This window comes from Nocardioides acrostichi (assembly GCF_015319165.1).
Taxonomy (GTDB): Bacteria; Actinomycetota; Actinomycetes; order Propionibacteriales; family Nocardioidaceae; genus Nocardioides; species Nocardioides acrostichi.
The window spans coordinates 764377-783995 of sequence record NZ_JADIVZ010000001.1; the positions used below are offsets into that span (position 1 = coordinate 764377).

Sequence of the window (19619 nt, forward strand, 5' to 3'; positions counted from 1 at the left end):
TGCGTCCAGAACCTCACGCCAACCCGAGGATCCGCGCGGCGGTGCCCTTGAGGATAGCTGGCAGGTGCCCGGGGGGTACGCCGAGCTGGGCGAAGTCGTCGAGCCACCGCTCCGGGGTGATCAAGGGGTAGTCACTGCCGAACAGGACCTTGTCGCGCAGGATCCCGGAGGCCGCGCGGACCAGCTCCGGTGGGAAGTACCTCGGTCGCCAGCCGGAGAGGTCGATGAAGACGTTCGCCTTGTGCGTCGCCATCGAGATCGCCTCCTCCTGCCAGGGGACGGAGGGATGGGCCAGGATCACCGTCAGGCCGGGGAAGTCCGCAGCCACGTCGTCGAGCAGCAGCGGGTTGGAGTAGCGCAGCTTGATGCCGCGCCCTCCGGGCAGACCCGCACCGATGCCGTTCTGGCCGGTGTGGAAGAGGGCGGGCACGCCCAGCTCCTCGATCGTGGCCCACAAGGAAGCGAAGGCCGGGTCGTCGGGCGAGAAGGCCTGAAGGCTCGGATGGAACTTGAAGCCCCGCACGCCGTACTCCTCGACCAGCCGGCGAGCCCGAGTCGCCGCAGCGTGCCCTTGGTGGGGGTCGACGGAGCCGAAGGGGATCAGCACGTCGGCGTGCTGAGCCGTCTGCTCGGCGATCTCCTCGCTCGAGAGGCCGGGGTGACCGGTGGCGGTGGTGGCGTCGACGGTGAACACCACCGCGGCCATGCCGGCCTCGCGATACCGGGCGGCCAACGCGGGCACGTCGGGGGTGCGGCTCTCGCCGGAGCGGAAGTACGCCGCGGAGGCCGCCATCAGCTCCTCGTCGAGGGAGAGGTGCCCGTGCTCGTCGCTCTCGACGTGGACGTGGACGTCGAGGGCGGTGATCGCCTCGAGGTCGATGGCCGGCTCGTAGCGTGTCATCCGTGCTCCTCTCGAACGCGCGTCTTCAGCAGCTTGCCGGACGCGTTGTGCGGTAGTTCGGCGACCACGACGATCGACCGGGGGATCTTGTACCGGGCGAGACGACCGTCCAGATGGCTCAGCAGTTCGCCCTCGGTGGCGTCGTGACCCTCGGTCAGGACGATCACCGCGCGACCGACCTCGCCCCACGTGTCGTCGGGAACGCCGATGACCGCGCACTCGGCGACGGCCGGGTGGGTGTGCAACGCCTGCTCGACCTCGGCGGGGTAGACGTTCTCACCGCCCGAGATGAACATGTCCTTGACCCGGTCGACGATGCGTAGGTAGCCCTCCGCGTCGCGGACCGCGAGATCTCCGGTGTGCAGCCAGCCCCGCTCGATCGCGGCCGCGGTGGCGTCCGGGTCGCGCCAGTAGCCCGGTGTCACATGGGGGCCCGACACCACGACCTCCCCGGCCTCCCCGTCGGAGGTGGTCGTCTGGTCCGGGCGGACCACGCGCACGTCGCTGAAGAAGCAGGCGGTGCCGGCGGAGCCCAGCTTGCGGACGCCGTCGGCGCTGCGCAGCATGGTGACGCCGGGGGAGGCCTCCGTGAGGCCGTAGCCCTGGGTGATCACGACCCCGCGGTCGAGCCAGGTGTGCAGCAGCGTCTCGGGGATCGGTGCCCCGCCGCTGAGAGCGCTGCGCAGCGTGCTCAAGTCGGCTGAATCGAACGTCGAAGTCGCCGCCAGCGCGAGGTACATCGAGGTGACCCCGAACAGCAGCGTCACCCGCTCCCTCTCGATCAGCTCGATGGCCCGGGCCGGGTCGAACTTGGCCTCCAGTAACGCCGTGCCGCCCTTGAGGATCGTGGGCAGGAGCACCTGGTTCAGGGCTGCGGTGTGGAAGAGGGGTGCGGTCACCAGGGCCACCTCGGCGCTGCCGAGGTCGACGTCGACCAGGAGGTTGTAGACGTTCCACACGATGTTGCCGTGGGTCAGCATCACGCCCTTGGGGCGCCCGCTGGTGCCGGAGGTGTACTGGATCATGAACAGGTCGTCGAGGCCGACGGGCTCGTCGAGACCGACGTCGTCGGGTGCCCCGAGAAGATCCCGCAGGCCCCTGCCGGCGGCTCGGGTGAACCGGTGGTGGCCGGAGGGGTCGTCGAGCACGTCGAGCCCCCGGAGGGCGTCGGCGAAGACGTCCTCCCAGATCAGCAGTCGAGCTCCGCTGTCCCTCAAGACGTGGTCGAGCTCGGGCGGCGCGAGGCGCGTGTTCACCGGCAGGAACACCGCGCCCAGGCGGGCTGCCGCGAACATCGTGGTGACCAGCTCGACCGAGTTCAGGCCGAGGAAGGCGACCCGGTCGCCGCGCTCGACGCCGCGTGCACGCAGGCCCGCGGCGAGACGGTCGGAGAGGGCGGCCAGCTCGGCGTACGTCGTCACCGTGCCGTCTTGGACCAGGGCCGCGCGATCGGGGGTCATCCGGGCCCGGCGGACCGGCCAGGAGCCGATGCCCTGATCCCTCACGACTCCTCCTGTGGATCGAGCCCGGCCTGGCGCTTGAGCTCCAGCAGGGCCAGCAGGGCCTGGTCGCGACGTCCGCGGATCTCTTCGTCGCGTCCCTCCAGCTCGGTCGCGACACCGTCGACGAGCCGATCCACCAGATCCGGGGTCAGGTCGGGGTCGCCCAGGGCGTGCCACCAGTCGACCATCGGCGGGCCGAGGTGCTCGAGCACGTGACCGAGTCCTCCCGGTCCGCCGGAGAGATGCTGGGTCGCGATCGGTCCCAGCAGTGCCCACCGCAGGCCGGGACCGGACGCCACCGCGGCGTCGAGGTCGGCGACCGAGACGGCGCCGGTGCCGACGAGGTGGTACGCCTCGCGCCACAGGGCCGCCTGGAGGCGGTTGACCACGTGTCCGGGCAGCTCGGCCCGCACGTGGATCGGACGGCGGCCCAGCCGGCGCATGGCGGCCATCGCGCTCTCGACGGTCTCGGGGGAGGTCGCCCGCCCGCCCACCACCTCGACGAGCGGCACCAGGTGCGGCGGGTTGAACGGGTGCGTGACCACGACCCGCTCGGGGTGGCGACACCCGCCTTGGAACGCGCTCGGGCCGAAGCCGGAGGAGCTGCTGGCCAGCAGCACGTCGGGTGGCGCGGCGTCGTCGAGGGCACAGAACAGGTCGCGCTTGAGGTCCAGCCGCTCCGGGCCGGCCTCGATGACGAGGTCCGCGGCGGCGACGGCCGCCCGCGGCTCCGGCTCGAAGGTCAGGCCCGGCAGCCGGTCCTCGGCACCGAGCGCGGTCAGGTGTCGGGCGACCTCGCCACGCAGGCGCTCGGCGGCCCCCGGTGCCGGGTCGGTGGCGATCACCTCGAGATCGCGCGCCAGCGCGAGAGCCGCCCAGCTGCGGCCGATCGACCCGGTGCCGACGACGGTGACCTTGCGCAGCTCCTCGACCGGTCTCACGCGTCTGCTCCCGGCCACTCGCGGGCGAGCTGCGTGTAGGCATCCAGCGACGAGGGGTCGGTCAGGTTGTCGGGGCTGGCGACCTCGGTGGCGTCGACGCCTTGGAGGATGCGCTTGACCGGTAGCTCGAGCTTCTTGCCGGTGAGGGTGCGCGGCACCGACGGCACGGCGACGATGCGGTCGGGCACGTGGCGAGGCGACAGCCCGGTGCGCAGCTCGGTGCGCAGCCGGGCCTCCAGGCCGGTGTCGAGCCGGACTCCGGTCGACGGCACCACGAAGAGCACCAGCTCGCCATTGCCGCCCGCGGTGTCCTCGAGGTGGACGACGAGACTGTCGGCGATCTCGTCGAGCTCCTCGACCACGCGATAGAACTCGGCGGTCCCGAGCCGGACCCCGCCGCGGTTGAGGGTGGCATCCGAGCGCCCGGTGACCCGGCAGCTGCCGTCGGCCTCGAAGACGATCCAGTCGCCGTGCCGCCAGATGCCGGGATACGCATCGAAGTACGACGCGTGCAGGCGTGAGCCGTCGTCGCCCCACAGCCCCACGGGCATCGAGGGCATCGGCGCGGTGATGACCAGCTCCCCGGGTTCGCCGACGACGGCGTGCCCGGCCTCGTCGAAGGCGTGCACGTCGACGCCGAGCCCGCGGCCCGAGATCAGGCCGGCGCGCACCGGGAGAAGAGGATTGTTCTGCACGAGTCCGCTGCACACATCGGTGCCGCCGCTGCCGACGTTCAGCTGTACCCGCGACCCGAGCCGGTCCCTGACCCAGGCGTAGCCCTCCGGGGGGAGGGGCGAGCCTGCCGAACCGATGGTGCGAAGCCGCGCGGGCCGGCCCGGGTCCAGGCCTGCGGCGCGGCAGGCCATCAGGAAGCCTGGACTCGCCCCCATCATCGTCGCCCCGGTCTCCTCGGCCAGGCGCCACTGCCAGCCGAGGTCCGGGAAGCCCGGGTCGCCGTCGATCATCACGACGCCGGCACCGACCAGCAGCGCCGACACCAGGGCGTTCCACATCATCCACGAGGTCGTCGTGTACCACAGCAGCACGTCGCCGCGCCCGAGATCCCAGGAGAGGGCGTGGTTCTTCAGGTGCTCGAGCAGGATGCCGCCGTGGCCGTGCACGATGGCCTTGGGCCGCCCCGTCGTACCGGACGAGAACAGCACGACGAGGGGGTGGTCGAACGGGACGGGCTCGAAGCCCGGATCGGGCCGGGCGGCGGCCAGCAGCGCCGGCCAGGAGGCGGCGTCGGGAACCCGCCAGGGGCCGTACTCGATGTCGACGACGCCGCGCACGCTCGGCAGCGCCGCGCGGATCCGCTCCACCTCCTCGAGCCGGCTGATGTCCTTGGCCCCGTAGACGTAGCCGCCGGCCACCAGCAAGACGGCCGGCTCGACCTGCTGCAACCGGTCGAGGACGCTGTGCACGCCGAGCTCGCTGGCGCAGCTGGTCCAGACGGCGCCGAGACTGGCCGCGGCCAGGAAGGCGATGAGCGTCTCGGGGACGTTGGGGAGGTAGCCGGCCACGACGTCGCCGCGTCCGACGCCCAGGCCGGTCAGGACGTTACGAGCGCGGGCGACCAGGGCGGCCAGCTCGGTGAACGTCAGGTCCAGATCCTCCCGGGTCTGGGAGCGGCCGCGCACCGCGACGCCGTCGCCGGTCGCTGCCAGGGCATGCTCCGCGTAGTTGACCAAGGCCCCGGGGAACCACACGGCGCCGGGCATCCCCGCCTCCGCGAGGACTGCCGTGTAGGCGCCGTGGTCCCGCACGCCGCACCAGGTCCAGACCGCCTCCCAGAACGCCTCGAGGTCGTCGACCGACCACCGCCAGAGTTCCTCGTGGGTCGTGGTCTCGGGGCCGCCGTTCTCGGCGACCCAGCGCATGAAGGCTCCGACCCGCGTCGTCTCCAAGGCGTCGTTCGGTGGGGTCCACGTGACATCCCCGAGTGCGGCTGCCGCTCTCACCGGTCGGTCACCTTCGCCGCGCGTCCGTCGAGGAAGGCCTGCATGCGCGCCTTCGCGTCGTCGGTTCCCTGGGTGATGGCGGCCATCATGGCCTCCATGAGGTACCCCTCTCGCGGGTTCGCCTCGGCGATGCGCGGAAGGGCCTGGACGACGGCGTAGTTGGTCTGGGGTGCGTTCTGGGCGATGCGCTCGGCCAGGGCCAGCGCCTCCTCTCGCCCGGTGCCGTCGTCCACGACGTACTGGCTGAGCCCGGCGGCCGCTCCCTCCTCGGCGTCGAGGCGGCGACCGGTGAGGATCAGGTCGATCATCCGTGCCGTGCCCATGAGGCGTGGCACCCGCACCGCCGCTCCGCCGCCGACGAAGATGCCGCGCTGGCCCTCGGGCAGGGCGTAGAAGGTGGAACGCTCGGCCACCCGGATGTGCGCGGCCGCGGCGAGCTCGAGCCCGCCGCCCACGACAGCGCCCTTGAGCGCTGCCACGACGGGCACGGGTCCGCTCTCGACCAGCTCGAACACGCGGTGCCACATGCGCGAGTGCACCATGCCGTCGAACGTGCTGCGCTCGCTCATCTCGGACAGGTCGAGACCTGCGGAGAAGTGGTCACCGGCAGCTGCGATCACCACGGCGGCGACGCTCGCCGGCAGGCCGAGGAAGAACGCCTCGATGCCGCCGATCATCTCGTCGCTCAAGGCGTTGCGCTTCGCGGGTCTGTCGAGTGTCAAGACGGCGACCGCGCCGCGGAGCTCGGCATCGAGTGACGACGGCAGGGCGGGGAGCGTGGGAGCAGCGCCGAGGGTCACGTGATCTCCTCTAGATAGTCAGGAAACCTGAATATTGCACGGCGAGGAAGCGCACGTCAAGGCGCCGCGGACGGAGGTCGACGAAGGTCGACGGAGGCCGGCGGAGGCCGACGGAGGCCGATCGGGACCGCTCGAGGCAGGGCAGGTCGGAGGGCCGGGGGAGAACGTTCGTGACGCGTGGATCCGGTCGGAGTCGGCGCCCCGGACTCGCTCAAGATTTTTCTATTGGTCAACCAGTTACCGGTTGACAACTTCCGCGCCCCGACCCAGAGTGTGACCGACGGCACTGACGCCGAACCACGAAGGAGCACGGAATGAGGCGGAGAAAGGCACTCGCGACGATCGCGGCGGCCATGCTGCTGGGAGCTACGGCGGCCTGTAGCTCGTCGAGCACTCAAGGCGACACCCGAGCGGAGCCCTTCCCGGCTTGGGACGCACCCACGATCAACCCCGACATGACGGTCGAGGAGGCCAAGTCGATCGTCGCGAAGGCCACGCAGCCGTCGACGAAGTGGACCGGGCCGACGACCGGCCCGAGGGCGAAGGAGGGTGGCGAGACGATCGCCTACGTCTCCTCCGACCAGTCCTACGTCTCGTACGTCAACTGGGGTGACGGCGTGAAGGATGCCGCCGACAAGCTCGGGTGGGAGTACAAGGCTTTCGACGGCAAGGGCACCGTGAGCGGCACGCTGACGGCGATGCAGCAGGCCGTCGCCTCCAATCCGGTCGCCATCGTCACGTCCGCAGACGCCTCGGCCTTGCAGGCTCCGATCAGCCAGGCCGTCAAGAACGGCATCCCGGTGATCGGCATCCACGCCACGGCCTACCCGGGGCCCGACCCGGAGCTCGGCTTGTTCACCAACATCGCCAGTGACCCGGCCGAGATCGGTCGCACCCAGGCGGCGTACGTCATCGCCACCTCCGACGGCACCGCGAAGCTCGCACACATGCTGGACAACAGCTACGCGATCGCCCGGTTCAAGGCGGAGGCTGCGACGACGCCGGTGGAGAACCTCTCGACCGCGACGTTCCTGGAGAGCATCAACATCCCGGTCGCCGAGCAGTCCAAGAGGATCCCGACGGCGGTGTCGGCGCTGCTGTCGAAGTACGGCTCGGACAACGTGTGGATCACGACCTGCTGTGACAACTTCTACCCCTACGTCGCCGCCGCGCTCCGCTCCTCCGGTGTCGCTCCCAACGCCATCAAGCTGGTCGGCGCGGACGGCGCTCCGTCGGCCTACGACATGATCCGCAAGGGCCAGTACGAGGTGGCGACCGTGCCCGAGCCGAGCACGCTGTTCGGCTACCAGGCCGTCGACGCGGTCGTTCACGCGATGGCAGGCGAGGCGCCGGACGAGTTCGTGGCCCCGACGTACCTGGTCGTCAAGGACAACGTCGACGCCGAGGGCGGGTCGAAGGACCAGTACATCCCGAGCAACGGTTTCGCCTGCCACTACGCCAACATCTGGCTCGGCACGAACGACGACTGCTCGGCCGCGTCGTGACCGCAGCCCTGGACACGGAGGGGTGGAGCGGCTCGGCGCTCCGCCTCACCGGACTCACCAAGCGCTTCGCCGGGCAGCTCGCCCTCGACGGCGTCGACCTCACCCTCGAACCCGGCCAGGTCCGCGGACTCGTCGGTGAGAACGGCGCCGGCAAGTCGACTCTGATCAAGCTGCTGGCCGGGATCTACACCCCGGACGCCGGCACCATCGAGGTGGCGGGTCGGGAACTGCACCCGGGGTCGGACCGGAGCGGACTGGCGTTCGTGCATCAAGATCTCGGTCTGGTCGACGAGCTCACGGTCGGGGAGAACCTCGCGTTCACGTCGGGATTCCCGCGCGCAGCGGGCCTGATCGACTGGCGCCGGGTGTGGAGTTCGGCGCAGGCGGCATACGAGCGGATGAGCCTCGACGCACCCGCCCCTCGCACCCTCGTCGGCCGGCTCTCGGCGGCGGAGAAGGCGCTGCTGGGCATCGTCAGGGCGCTCGCCAAGGACGCATCCGTGGCGGTCCTCGACGAGCCGACCGCCTCGCTGCCGGCCCCCGACGTCGCCTACCTGATCGACGCGTTGCGCCGCCTCAAGGAGTCGGGCACCGCGATCCTCTACGTCACCCACCGCCTGCAGGAGCTGTACGAGATAGCGGACAGCGTGACCGTGCTGCGCGGGGGCCGGAAGGTCGCGGAGGGGCCGATGGGCGACTACGGCGTCGACCGGCTGGTCGAGGCGATGCTCGGTCGTCCCGTGGCCAGCGTTCCGGTCACCGAGGAGACCACTCGCGGTGACGACGTGGTGCTCGTCGTCGACCGGCTCGTGGTCCGAGACGCCCCACCGGTCTCGTTCACGGTCGGAGCAGGCGAGATCGTCGGCGTGGTCGGGCTCCGTGGCGCCGGGCAGGAGGCCATCGGCCGTGCCGTCGCCGGCGCGGAGCCGAGCACCACGGCCTCGCTCGTCCTGAACGGCGTCGACGTCGGCCGGTCTCGTGGGGTCGGCGGACGCATGCGCCACGGCATCGCGCTCCTGCCCGCCGATCGCCAGCGCGAGTCGACGTTCCCGGGCCTCTCGCTGGTCGAGAACCTGTTCCCCGGCCCGCGCAACCGCTCCGGGGGTGGCGGGCTGCTCGCCGTCGCCGCCGAGCAGGAGAGGGCCCTTGCGGCGATCACGTCCTACGACGTGCGGCCGCCGCGGCCGGCGCTGCCGATCGATCAGCTCAGCGGCGGCAACCAGCAGAAGGTGTGCGTCGCTCGCGTGCTCGGACAGGCGCAACGACTGGTCGTGCTCGAAGAGCCGACGGCCGGCGTCGATGTCGGCTCGAAGCTCGAGATCCACAACTTCGTCCGTGCCGCCGCCGAGAGTGGCACCGGTGTTCTCGTCGTCTCCAGCGATGTCGAGGAGATCACCCAGTTGTGCACGCGCGTGCTCGTGGTCGTCAACGGCGCCATCACCGCCGAGGCCACCGGTGAGGCGATCACCGACGAGAACCTCATCGTCCTCGCCAGCTCGGCGCCCGTCGCGGCGCCGGCGGACGGTGCCACCGCCATGAAAGGGAAATGATGTCCGTGTCCACCGAGACCCAGGCGCCGGTCGACGGTCCGCGCGCCCGCACCCGCACGGGTGGCGCCGAGGTCTTCCAGAGGTTCGCGCTCGTCGGCGCGTTCGTCGTCGTGCTCGTGGTCTTCGCCGCGCTGCGTCCCGATTCGTATCTGAGTGCCGGCAACGTGCAGAACCTGCTCACCGCGCAGTCGGTGACCATGCTTCTCGCGTTCGCGGTGATGGTGCCGCTGGCGACAGACGAGTTCGACCTCAGTGTCGGCTATCACGCCGGGCTGGCCCAGGTGCTGATCATCGGGATGCAGGAGAAGCACGGGATGTCGTGGCCGCTCGCGGTCGTGATGATCCTGCTCGTCGGCGCCGTCGTCGGTCTCGTGAACGGCGTGCTGGTGACACGGTTCGGGATCAGCTCGTTCATTGCCACGCTGGGTTCCGGGATGTTCCTGTTCGGCATCACCAACTGGTTCACCGGCGGTGAGCAGATCATCGGTACCAAGCTCACCGAGAGCTTCTTGTCGCTGACCGGAGCAGTCGGCTGGCTGCCCTGGTTCGCCGTGCTGGCGGTCGTGGTCGGCGTCGTGTTGTGGGTCTACCTCGAGCGCACGGTGTCGGGTCGCTCGCTGTTCGTGGTCGGCTCGTCGCGGCGCGCCGCGGAGCTCACCGGCGTCTCGGTGACCCGGACCGTCACGACCGCGTTCGTGGTCTCCGGGGTGCTGGCCGCGCTGGGCGGGATCCTGCTCGGCGCCAACCTGCGCACGGGAACGGCGTCCGTGGGCCCCGAGTACCTGCTCCCGGCGTTCGCCGGCGCGATGCTCGGCGCCACCTCCATCAAGCCCGGCCGTTTCAATGTGCTGGGGACGGCGATCGCGGTGCTCACCCTCGCCTTCCTCTTCTCAGGGGTGCAGCAGCTGGGCGCCCCGTTCTACGTCGAGTACTTCTTCAACGGCGGGATCCTCGTGGTCGCCGTCGGTCTGTCGGTGTTCGCAGCCAAGCGACACCGCGAACGAGCGAGCCGCGCATGAGCGCAGGAGAGGGAAGCCAGATGGGACAGGTGTCGATGGCGGTCGCCGTCGTCGGTTCGGGCTACATGGGCAAGGGGATCGCACAGACCCTGGCCCGCGGCGGCGCCGCGATCACGCTCGCCGACCGTGATGCGGCGACGGCGCGGGCCGCTCTGGAGAGCATGCTCGAGGAGGTGCGGGTCGCGGAGGAGGCAGGTCTGGTCCCCGCCGGCTCGACCGATGCCGTCCGGGAGCGCTCGCGTGCCGCGAGCTCGATCGCCGAGGGCGTCGCGCACGCCGACTTCGTGGTCGAGGCGGTCCCCGAGGTGATCGAGCTCAAGCACGACGTGCTGCGCGTCGTCGAGGCCGCCGCGCGGCCGGACGCCGTGATCGCGACGAACACGTCGGCGATCCCCGTGACCGACCTGGCCGCGGTCCTCGAGCGCCCGGAACGGTTCTTCGGAGTGCACTGGTTCAACCCCGCGCCGTACCTGCCGGCGGTCGAGATCATCCTCGGGGACGGCTCGGACGCGTCGCTGCTGTCGCCGGTCACCGCGCTGCTGGTCGCCGCGGGCAAGGCTCCCGTGGTCGTCGCGGACACCCCGGGCTTCATCTGCAACCGGCTCCAGTTCGCGCTCTTCAAGGAGGCCGCGCTGATGGTCGAGGAGGGCTCGGCGACACCCGAGCAGATCGACGGCGTCGTCCGTTCGTCGTTCGGGTACCGGCTGCCCTTCTTCGGCCCGTTCGCGATCGCGGACATGGCGGGCCTCGACGTCTATGCGAGCTCCTACGCAACGCTGGAGTCCAAGCTCGGTGAGCGGTTCACCTGCCCGCCGTCGCTGCGGGCGCGGGTGGACGCCGGTGACCTCGGCACCAAGACCGGTGGCGGGTTCCTCGAGATGAGCGCTGAGCAGGCCAAGGACATGGCGGAGCGGCGAGACCGTTCGTACGTCGCCCTGGCCGCGCTGCGTGATTCACTCGAGTCCTGAGCGGTCCGAGGAAGGGAATTCATGGGACGTCCACCGAAGAATCCGCCGGCGCAGCCAGCCCTGAGGCCGATCGCCGTGAGCAAGGCGTCGGTCTCGCAGGAGGTCATCAAGGCGCTGACGGAGTCCTTCTTCAGCGGTGACCTGATGCCAGGGCACCGGCTGCCCTCGGAGCGCCAGCTGAGCGAGGAGCTCGGAGTCAGCCGCTCGGCCGTGCGAGACGCCATCCAGTCGCTCGGACTGCTCGGCATCCTCGACATCCGGCAGGGCGACGGAACCTACCTGCGAGGGACGACGGGGTCGGAGTTCTTGCCGACCGTCATCGAGTGGGGCCTCTTCCTCGGCGAGCAGCGGCTGATGGATCTGGTCGAGGCGCGTCAGCAGCTCGAGATCGTGATGGCCGGGTTCGCCGCGTCCCGGCACACCGAGGAGGAGCTGGCCACGATCAAGAAGGCCCTCGACGCGATGTCGGAGGCCGCCATCTCCTCGGAGGACTTCGTCGAGCGCGACATCGAGTTCCACTTCGCCATCGCCGACGCGGCCAGCAACAGCGCGCTGCGCGACGTGTTGAGCAGCATCACCGGCCTGTTGAGGGCGTGGATGGCTCGCTCGATCCGGGCGGCTGGCGAGACCCGGTCGTCGTATCTCGAGCACGCAGAGATCTTCGAGGCGATCGCGTCCGGTGACTCGCGCGGCGCCCGCGCCGCGATGCGTCGCCACCTGGAGAAGGCGGAGCGCCGGCTCCGCGCCACCTTGAAGGAGCGCCCAAGCGAGGCCGAGCCCGCGGTCAGCTCCGACGAACGACCAAAGGACCAAAGATGAGCACTGCCTGGGACGAGAACCGCCGCGGATCCCTGCCCGGCGTCCGGTACGTCGACGAGGAGTTCGGCCGGGTCGCCTCGGTGACCACCGAGCAGGTGGCCGCCGCCCTGAGCCTCGGCTCCGGGGGCCGGATCTATGACCTCGACAGCGGCCGCTGGCCGGGGATGCCGCTCTTCGGGGGGCACCCCGACTTCCAGGTGCTGCGCTACCGCACCGCACGCGGGCAGGATCTGATGGGCGACATGGACGAGTGGCGCGGGCGCAACGAGGTTCACATGGGCTTCACCACCGAGCTGGTCTCCGGGACCATGCACACCGGTACCCATCTCGACGCGCTGTGCCACACCACGTGCGGCCCCGAGGACCACTGGTACGGCGGGTTCACCTCCGGGGAGGAGCTGACCGACTTCGGTCCGCGGCGCGCCGAGGCTTCGTCGATCGCGCCGATCATCACGCGCGGCATCCTGGTCGACGCCACCCGCGGCAACGGCCCGCTGCCGGCCGGCCACGTGATCACGCTCGCGGAGTTCCTCGAGGCGCTCGGCGACACCGTGGTCAGCGCCGGCGACGCGGTGCTGGTGAACACCGGCTACCTCTCGCTGTGGGCGGGGCCGGCCGACGTGGTCGCCCGGCACAAGGGCGCCGGCATCAGCGTGGAGGTCGCCGACCATCTGGCCGACCTGGGCGTCGTCCTGGTCGGCTCCGACACCGAGACGGTCGAGGCCGACCCTTCCCCCGACCCCGCCAACCCGCACCCGGTGCACATCCGCCTGATGATCGAGCGGGGCGTGCACCTGCTCGAGCTCGCCTGGCTGGGCGACCTGGCCCGCGACGGCGTCACGGAGTTCCTCTTCGTGTGCCTGCCGCTGCGGGTGCGGGGCGCGACCGGAAGCATGGTGCGTCCCGTTGCCGTCGTCTGACCCCGCTCCCGGATCCCGGCCCCGCGGCCCCTGGCTCGGCATCGTGGCCGACGACGTCACGGGCGCCACCGATGTTGCGGCCTACGTGACTCGTACCGGGGAGTCGGTGGTGCAGCTGTTCGGCGTACCGGAGGGTTCGCTGCCCGAGGTCGCCGATGCCGACTGCGTCGTCGTCGCGCTGAAGACCCGCAGCATCGCGGCCGCCGACGCGGTCGAGCAGTCCCTCGCCGCGACCCGCTGGCTGGAGTCGGTCGGTGTCGAGCACGTCTACGTGAAGTACTGCTCGACCTTCGACTCCACGCCCGCGGGCAACATCGGCCCCGTCGTCGACGCGATCGCCGAGCACCGGGGGGCCGGTGCCGTCCTGGTCGCTCCAGCCGCTCCGGAGAACGGTCGCACCGTCTACCGGTCGCGGCTGTTCGTGCACGACCAGCTCCTCGCGGAGTCGCCGATGCGCGACCACCCGCTCAATCCGATGCGCGAGTCCGATCTGCGCGTGGTCCTCGCCGAGCAGTCCGACGTCCCGATCGCGGCCGTCGTGCTGCCCGAGGTGCTGCAAGGCCCCGAGATCGTGCAGCGGGCGATCGACGCCCTGGCGGACCCGCGGGTCAACGTCGTCGCGGACGCAGTCACCGAGGCCGACCTCGGGGTGCTCGGCCAGGTCGCCCTCCGCCACCGGGTCAGCAGTGGCTCCGCCGGTCTGGCGGCCGGGATCGCGGCCAGTGCGGGTCACGGGGACGTTGCGCGCGCGTCTGCCCTCCCGGAGCCGCCGGCGGGACCGGTGGTCGTGCTCTCGGGCAGCTGCTCGAGCGCGACGCGCGCCCAGGTGGAACGGTTCGCCGCCGAGCACCCCTCGTTCGTGCTCGACCCCGTCGCCCTGGACGCCGGGCCGGAGCACCTGATGGTCGCGCTCGCGTTCGTCGAGGAGGCACTCGCGGCCGGTGAGGTGCCCTTGGTCTACTCGACGACCGACCCGGCCGCACTGGTCGGCGTCCAGGAGCGCCTCGGCGTGGAACACGCCGCCTCTCTGGTCGAGGCAGCGGTGGGAGCGCTGGTCGGCCGCCTCGTCGAGGGGGGTGTGCGGCGGGTGGTCGTCGCGGGCGGCGAGACCTCCGGCGCCGTTGTGGCCGCGCTCGGACCGGCTGGGGTCAGGATCGGGGTCGAGGTCGCGCCCGGCGTGCCGTGGACGATCACGCTTGGTGACGAGCCCGTCGGTCTGCTGCTCAAGTCCGGCAACTTCGGCGGCCCGGACTTCTTCGAGCAGGCAGCGTCGTGGACCTGAGCGAGGCCTCCTCCGCGCTCGTCGAGGCCGGCGCCCGGCTGAGCGCCGAGCGGCTCTCGCCGGGCACCACAGGCAACCTGAGCATCCGCGTCGAGGAGGGGCTCCTGTGCACGGGCACCGGTGCCGAGCTCGGCGCTCTCTCCCAGGCGGACCTCAGCCTGCTCAGCCTCGACGGTGTCCTGCGCGACGGCCCGAACCCGACCAAGGAGGTGCCGATGCACCTGGCGATGTACGCCGCAGCCCCCTCCGTGGCGGCGGTCGTGCACACGCACGCACGCCACGCCACGGCCTACGGCTGCCTGGCGGGCCTCGACCCCCACGACGCGGTGCGCGCCATGACCCCGTACCTGACGATGAAACTCGGCCGGATCGGTGTCGTCGCCTACCGCCCGCCCGGAGATGCGGGGCTCCGACCGCTCATCGAGAACGCCGTCGCTGAAGGCCACCGCGGACTGCTGCTGGCCAACCACGGCACGCTTGTGGGCGACCGTTCCCTGGCGGAGGCCGTCTCGGCGACCGTCGAGCTCGAGGAGGCGACCGCGCTCTCGATGCTGCTCCACGGACGGTCGGTGCGGTACCTCACGCCCGGCCAGGTGGACGAGCTGGTCGCGCGAGGCTAGGGGTGCGCCTACGAGGTTCCTGAACGGTTCGCGTCGTCAGGGTGCGTGCATCGCAAGGCGGCGACACGCTGGCATACCGGGGTGCCGTGCGGGCCGAACTGGCCCATGCTCGCACCCTGGCCGCCCCGAGGGTCGATGTGATAGGCACCACAGCGTGACTCGAGCTGCGCGCGTCGTCCGGCTGCTGGCGATCGTCGTCGTGCTGGCCGCAGGGCAGGCGACGGTCACGGTGGCGGCCCCCGGCGGCGCCGAGGGCGCGCCCGCGGCGCCTGCCTCCGCGATCTCCGCGATCTCCGCGATCTCTGCCCTCGCCCCGGGCGACACGAGGGCGGAGCAGCCGCGCACCCGCGTGCGCGGCACCTTCTTCGGCGTCAACGGCGCCCGCATCATCTCCCCGCGCAATGCGGCGCAGTGGCACACGCGCCGCTTCGCCTCCCAGCTGCGCCGGCTGGCTCCGGGGATCATCCGGGTTCAGGGCGGGCACACCTCGCAGTGGATCGACTGGCGCACCGGGCGCTTCGTGCAGGGGCCCGACAGTCCGTTCGCCGGACAGAACGCGGGGCGCAAGCCGCTGACGATGCGCGACTGGGCCGCGCTGGTGCACCGCACCCGCGCGGTCCCGCTCTTCGACCTCAACGTGGTCTCGTCCTCGCTGGGTGAGCAGCTGGCCATGCTGCGCACGGCCCGCCGCCTGGGCATGCCGGTGCGCTACGTCGAGCTCGGCAACGAGCTGTACACCGCCGATGACCGCTATCTGGAGCTCTACCCCACGGGTGCGGACTACGCACGCACGATGAACCGGTGGATCCGCCGGATCAAGCACGCGTTCCCGGGGGTCGAGATCGCGGTGTGCGGCGCCGACGACTCCTCGACCTTCACCAGTCTCTACTTCGGCCAGCGCTACCAGCAGTGGAACGAGCAGCTCTACGCGCGCATCCGGGGCGCCGACGCGGTCACGTTCCACCCCTACTGGATCGCGCCGCCCGAGCAGACGGCGGACCAGGCGGCGTCCAACGGCGCCCTGGCCTGGCGGGAGTTCGCCGACCAGACGCTCGCCGGGGTGCCCGGGCGGCTCCGGGTCTGGCTGACCGAGTTCAACCAGATCGACATCCCCTTCAGCGAGCTGCCGGGCTCGCCGCCGCAGGTGTTGGGGCATGCCGAGCAGACCTGGACCACCGGACTCTCCCTGGCCGCGTTCTGCCTGCTGGCCACGTCGGACCCGCGCGTGGAGACCGCGCTGGTGCACTCCGCGCTGAACGGCGCCCCGGATCCGAAGTCCTCGCAGGCCGGGGGCAACATGGAGATCCAGGCCCTGCTCGCCGACGGGACCGACGGCTCGAGCAGGTTGGGCCGGACGGCGGAGAACATCGCCCTGACGCCGATCTTCCACCAGGTCCGCGGGACCGCGCCCAGTCCGCGCGGCTCGCTCCGGGTCCGGCGCGTGTCCGAGGGTCTGCCGATCCCTGCCGCGCTCAGCTCACCGAGCGCCGCGGGCCTGGTGGACTCGCTGCTGGGGGTGCGCCTGGGCGGCGGGCACGTCCTGCTGGTCAACCTCGCATCGTCGGCTCAGCGCTGGACGGCGCCCGGTGGCGTCGCGCGTCTGCGGGGCGTGGTCCTGACCGCCGAGCCGCAGGCTCGGCCGGCCTTCGACGAGACCAGCACCGTGCAGCGGACCCGCCTCGACTCGGTCTCGGGCTCACTCGACCTCCCGGCCTACTCGGTGACCCGGGTGGAGGTCCGCTCGCCCACGGCGAAACGGCGCCAGCGGTAGCGACCCCGCTCCCCGATCTGCGCCGTGGGGACGAGCCGATCGCTGGGATCCACGAGACGCCGAGGCGCTGCTGGCGGCGGGCGGGACTCGCCCGGGGCCGTGCCCGGTCGAGCCGACGGGCGGGTGGCCGGATCGTAGGGTGAGCGCGTGACCCAGCACTCAGACGACTCCGGTCAGACCGACGCCGACCTGGCCTCGGTCGGCCGTCAGCTGCGAGCCCTGAGGCGTCGTCGGGGCTGGTCGTTGCAGCAGCTCAGCGAGCGGGCGGGGGTCAGCTTCGGGCTCATCAGCCAGCTGGAGCGGGGCCTGGGCAATCCGTCGTTCACGGCGATGCACCGCATCGCCTCGGCGCTGAACGTGCCGCTGCCGACGCTGCTCGAGGGCGATCGCGACGCCGCCGTGGTGCGCGCAGAGGAGCGAGCGCTGCTGCCGGTGCCGGCCGACGAGCCACCTGCGCAGCAGGTGGTGCGCGAGCTGCTCACGCCGCGATCATCGGCCCTCCTCCAGCTGATCCGCAGCACGCTTCCGCCGGGGTTCAGCAACGAGGGGCGGCCCTACCGCCACCTCGGTACCGAGTGCGTGACCGTCGTGTCCGGCCGGCTGCTGGTGGTGCACGGCGACACGCGCTGCGAGCTGGGCGAGGGCGACTCGATGACCTACGGCTGCTCCGTGCCGCACTGGTGGGCGAACGCCGCCTCGACGCCGACGGTCGTGCTGGGCGCCGTCACGCCGTTCGAGACCTGAGCTCGAGCAGGCGGGCCAGCTCCTCCAGCGGGCGATGGTGGTCGTCGACCCGGAGGTCGACCGCGAGGTCGGGCGGGGTCCAGTCCTGAGCGGGTCCGGCGCCCACGAGCAGAGCCGCGCTCTGTTGACCGCGGCTGTCTCCTCCGGCGCGCTGCCCGGCTCGCAGAGCGGTCAGGGCGAGCGCGGCCAGCTCTCCAGGGCGCTGGGGCGGGGGAGCGTCGCCCAGCACGCCGGCGGTGGCCTCGAGCGTCGTCCGACCGACGAGCAGGTTGCCCAGCACGACGCCGTGCACCGCTGTGCCGAGGTCGATCTCCCCGGCGAAGGGCGTGCAGGCGCTGCCGGTGTGCCAGGCGGATCGTCCGGCGGCGTCGACGAGTCCGACCTGGCGCAGCGTCGGTTCGGGGTCGAGAGCGCCGAGAGTCGCGACAGCCTGGTCGGGCCGGGCCCCGGCGGCCAGATGCGCGAGCAGCCGTCCGCGCAGCGACCGGTTGGTCCAGGCCTGGCTGACGACGGCGCCGACGCCGGGCCACACCGCCGGCACGGAGTTGCCGACGCTCAACGAGAAGCTGGCGGTGGCGGCAGCGAGCAGGCCGGCCTTGGGCACGGCGACCACGAGTGAGAGCGTCATGGGCGGCCCCGGCGCCGAGCCGGCCCGCGTGTTGCAGTCGTGTTGCGGATCGTGATCACCCCTTGCCAGCGAGCAGGCGCCCACTCCATAGTGATGGAAACATCATCATAATGATGAAGGAGAGCGCGATGTCCACTACGTCCCAGCGTCGGTCGCGACGCACCCGCCGGCTTCTCGCCCTCGGCGCCGCCACCCTGCTCGCTGCCGGCCTCGCCGCCTGCTCCTCGGGCAAGAGCGTCGATCTCGGCGACGCCGGTGACTCCGGCGACACCAGCCAGGGCATCACCGTGGCCATCGCCGGCGAGCCCGACCAGCTCGACCCGCACAAGACCACGTCGTACTTCTCCTTCGAGGTGCTCGAGAACGTCTACGACACCCTCGTGGAGCCCGACGAGAACCTCCAGATGCAGCCGTCGCTGGCGGAGTCGTGGGACGTCAGCAAGGACCAGCTCACCTGGACCTTCCACCTGCGCCAGGGCGTCATGTTCCAAGACGGCACCCCGATGACCGCCAAGGACGTCGTCTACTCCTTCGACCGGATCATCGACGACAAGCTCGCCACCGCCTACCGCTTCTCGGCCGTCAAGGACATCAAGGCCCTCGACGACGACACGGTCGAGATCGACGTCACCGCTCCTAGCCCGAACCTGCTCTCCAGCATCGGTGGCTTCAAGGGCGTCGCGATCGTCGAGAAGAAGAACGTCACCTCCGGCGACATCACCACACACCCCGTCGGCACCGGCCCCTACGAGCTCACCGACTTCACCTCCGGTGACCACATCGATCTCGAGGCCAACCCCGACTACTGGGGCGGCGCGCCGTCGATCCCGTCGATCCGCTACCGCTTCATCTCCGAGGGCTCCACCGCCGTCGCGGCCCTCAAGGCCGGCGAGATCCAATGGACCGACTCGATCCCGCCGCAGCAGGTGAAGGCGCTCCAGGGCGACGACTCGGTGGACATCGACGTCGTGCCCAGCAACGACTACTGGTACCTGGCGCTGAACGAGAAGCGCAAGCCGTTCGACGACGTCCGGGTGCGCCAGGCGATCGCCTATGCGATCGACCGCGACGCCATCGCGCAGGTGACCAGCTACGGCACCGCGAAGGTGAACGAGCTGGCGATCCCCGAGGAGTCGGCGTGGTACACCGCCTACGACACCTACTCCAAGGACGACGACAAGGCCGAGCAGCTGCTCGACGAGGCCGGCGTGAAGAACCTCACGATGGAGCTCATGGTCTCCAGCGACTACCCCGAGACCGTGAAGGCGGCCCAGGTGATCGCCGACGAGCTGGCCGACGTCGGCATCACGCTGAAGATCCGCAGCCTCGACTTCGGCACCTGGCTCGACGAGCAGAACAAGGGCAACTTCGACATGCTCTACATGGGTTGGCTCGGCAACATCGACCCCGACGACTACTACTACTCCCAGCACCACACCGGGGGCAGCAGCAACGCGCAGGGCTACTCCAACGCCGAGGTCGACACGCTGCTCGACGAGGGCCGCACCACCACCGACGAGACCGAGCGCAAGGAGATCTACGCCAAGGCTGCGACCCAGATCGCCGACGACGCCAGCTACATCTACCTCTACAACCCGTCGGTGATCCAGGCCTACAGCCCAGACCTCAGCGGGTACACCGTGCGCAGCGACCGGGCCATCCGCTGGGTCGACGCGTCGATGGGCTGA

At 71.1% G+C, this 19619-nt stretch carries 17 protein-coding genes; 11 read left to right on the forward strand and 6 right to left on the reverse strand.

Features of this window, described 5'->3' with window-relative positions:
• Window positions 1-13: 13 nt before the first annotated feature.
• From ISG29_RS03605 to ISG29_RS03625, 5 genes are read right to left on the reverse strand one after another with little or no spacing between them, the layout of a single operon-like run.
• Window positions 14-901, reverse strand: a complete 888-nt coding sequence (locus ISG29_RS03605; RefSeq protein ID WP_194501940.1) for an amidohydrolase family protein — start codon at window positions 899-901, stop codon at window positions 14-16.
• Window positions 898-2406: an acyl-CoA synthetase gene (locus ISG29_RS03610; protein WP_194501941.1), complete on the reverse strand. Its 1509-nt coding sequence runs from the start codon at window positions 2404-2406 to the stop codon at window positions 898-900. Before ISG29_RS03610 ends, ISG29_RS03605 begins: the two co-directional genes overlap by 4 nt.
• Window positions 2403-3344 carry a 3-hydroxyacyl-CoA dehydrogenase NAD-binding domain-containing protein gene (locus ISG29_RS03615; protein WP_328827825.1) on the reverse strand — a complete coding sequence of 314 codons (942 nt, stop codon included), beginning with the start codon at window positions 3342-3344 and terminating at the stop codon, window positions 2403-2405. Before ISG29_RS03615 ends, ISG29_RS03610 begins: the two co-directional genes overlap by 4 nt.
• Window positions 3341-5305 carry an acetoacetate--CoA ligase gene (locus tag ISG29_RS03620; protein WP_194501942.1) on the reverse strand — a complete coding sequence of 655 codons (1965 nt, stop codon included), beginning with the start codon at window positions 5303-5305 and terminating at the stop codon, window positions 3341-3343. Before ISG29_RS03620 ends, ISG29_RS03615 begins: the two co-directional genes overlap by 4 nt.
• Window positions 5302-6105, reverse strand: coding sequence for a crotonase/enoyl-CoA hydratase family protein (locus tag ISG29_RS03625; RefSeq protein WP_194501943.1), 804 nt, complete (start codon window positions 6103-6105; stop codon window positions 5302-5304). Before ISG29_RS03625 ends, ISG29_RS03620 begins: the two co-directional genes overlap by 4 nt.
• Before the next feature lie 455 nt (window positions 6106-6560).
• On the opposite strand from ISG29_RS03625, the gene ISG29_RS03630 reads away from it, so the two are divergent.
• The 10 genes from ISG29_RS03630 (at window position 6561) to ISG29_RS03675 (ending at window position 17303) form a co-directional block, all read left to right on the forward strand.
• Window positions 6561-7610: a substrate-binding domain-containing protein gene (locus ISG29_RS03630; protein ID WP_194501944.1), complete on the forward strand. Its 1050-nt coding sequence runs from the start codon at window positions 6561-6563 to the stop codon at window positions 7608-7610.
• Window positions 7607-9160, forward strand: coding sequence for a sugar ABC transporter ATP-binding protein (locus ISG29_RS03635; RefSeq protein WP_194501945.1), 1554 nt, complete (start codon window positions 7607-7609; stop codon window positions 9158-9160). Before ISG29_RS03630 ends, ISG29_RS03635 begins: the two co-directional genes overlap by 4 nt.
• A gap of 5 nt (window positions 9161-9165) precedes the next feature.
• Window positions 9166-10179 (forward strand): ABC transporter permease, encoded by a 1014-nt coding sequence (locus tag ISG29_RS03640; RefSeq protein WP_194501946.1) that lies wholly within the window; start codon window positions 9166-9168, stop codon window positions 10177-10179.
• Between the two features lie 20 nt (window positions 10180-10199).
• Complete coding sequence (locus tag ISG29_RS03645; RefSeq protein WP_194501947.1) at window positions 10200-11147, forward strand: 3-hydroxyacyl-CoA dehydrogenase family protein; 948 nt, start codon at window positions 10200-10202, stop codon at window positions 11145-11147.
• 75 nt (window positions 11148-11222) lie between these two features.
• Window positions 11223-11966: a FadR/GntR family transcriptional regulator gene (locus ISG29_RS03650; protein WP_194501948.1), complete on the forward strand. Its 744-nt coding sequence runs from the start codon at window positions 11223-11225 to the stop codon at window positions 11964-11966.
• Window positions 11963-12886, forward strand: coding sequence for a cyclase family protein (locus ISG29_RS03655; protein WP_194501949.1), 924 nt, complete (start codon window positions 11963-11965; stop codon window positions 12884-12886). Before ISG29_RS03650 ends, ISG29_RS03655 begins: the two co-directional genes overlap by 4 nt.
• Window positions 12873-14168 carry a 3-oxo-tetronate kinase gene (gene otnK / locus ISG29_RS03660; protein WP_194501950.1) on the forward strand — a complete coding sequence of 432 codons (1296 nt, stop codon included), beginning with the start codon at window positions 12873-12875 and terminating at the stop codon, window positions 14166-14168. The genes ISG29_RS03655 and otnK overlap by 14 nt, the downstream gene beginning before the upstream one ends.
• Window positions 14159-14788, forward strand: coding sequence for a class II aldolase/adducin family protein (locus tag ISG29_RS03665; RefSeq protein WP_194501951.1), 630 nt, complete (start codon window positions 14159-14161; stop codon window positions 14786-14788). Before otnK ends, ISG29_RS03665 begins: the two co-directional genes overlap by 10 nt.
• 154 nt (window positions 14789-14942) lie before the next feature.
• Entirely contained in the window at window positions 14943-16559 is a 1617-nt protein-coding gene (locus ISG29_RS03670) for a hypothetical protein (protein WP_194501952.1), read from the forward strand.
• Window positions 16560-16706: 147 nt separating this feature from the next.
• On the forward strand, window positions 16707-17303 hold the full coding sequence (locus ISG29_RS03675; RefSeq protein WP_194501953.1) for a helix-turn-helix domain-containing protein: 597 nt from the start codon (window positions 16707-16709) through the stop codon (window positions 17301-17303).
• On the opposite strand, the gene ISG29_RS03680 is transcribed toward ISG29_RS03675, so the two are convergent.
• On the reverse strand, window positions 17284-17931 hold the full coding sequence (locus ISG29_RS03680) for a DUF1028 domain-containing protein (RefSeq protein WP_194501954.1): 648 nt from the start codon (window positions 17929-17931) through the stop codon (window positions 17284-17286). The two genes, ISG29_RS03675 and ISG29_RS03680, sit on opposite strands and share 20 nt — an antisense overlap.
• 128 nt (window positions 17932-18059) lie before the next feature.
• On the opposite strand from ISG29_RS03680, the gene ISG29_RS03685 reads away from it, so the two are divergent.
• Window positions 18060-19619: an ABC transporter substrate-binding protein gene (locus tag ISG29_RS03685; protein ID WP_194501955.1), complete on the forward strand. Its 1560-nt coding sequence runs from the start codon at window positions 18060-18062 to the stop codon at window positions 19617-19619.

What these genes read in the sequence shown, in the direction of transcription:
- ISG29_RS03605 (WP_194501940.1), bottom strand. Translation starts at nt 901, where the DNA reads ATGACACGCTACGAGCCGGCCATCGACCTCGAGGCGATCACCGCCCTC.
- ISG29_RS03630 (WP_194501944.1), top strand. Translation starts at nt 6,561, where the DNA reads ATGACGGTCGAGGAGGCCAAGTCGATCGTCGCGAAGGCCACGCAGCCG.
- ISG29_RS03645 (WP_194501947.1), top strand. Translation starts at nt 10,200, where the DNA reads ATGGGACAGGTGTCGATGGCGGTCGCCGTCGTCGGTTCGGGCTACATG.
- ISG29_RS03655 (WP_194501949.1), top strand. Translation starts at nt 11,963, where the DNA reads ATGAGCACTGCCTGGGACGAGAACCGCCGCGGATCCCTGCCCGGCGTC.
- ISG29_RS03680 (WP_194501954.1), bottom strand. Translation starts at nt 17,931, where the DNA reads ATGACGCTCTCACTCGTGGTCGCCGTGCCCAAGGCCGGCCTGCTCGCT.
- ISG29_RS03685 (WP_194501955.1), top strand. Translation starts at nt 18,060, where the DNA reads ATGTCCACTACGTCCCAGCGTCGGTCGCGACGCACCCGCCGGCTTCTC.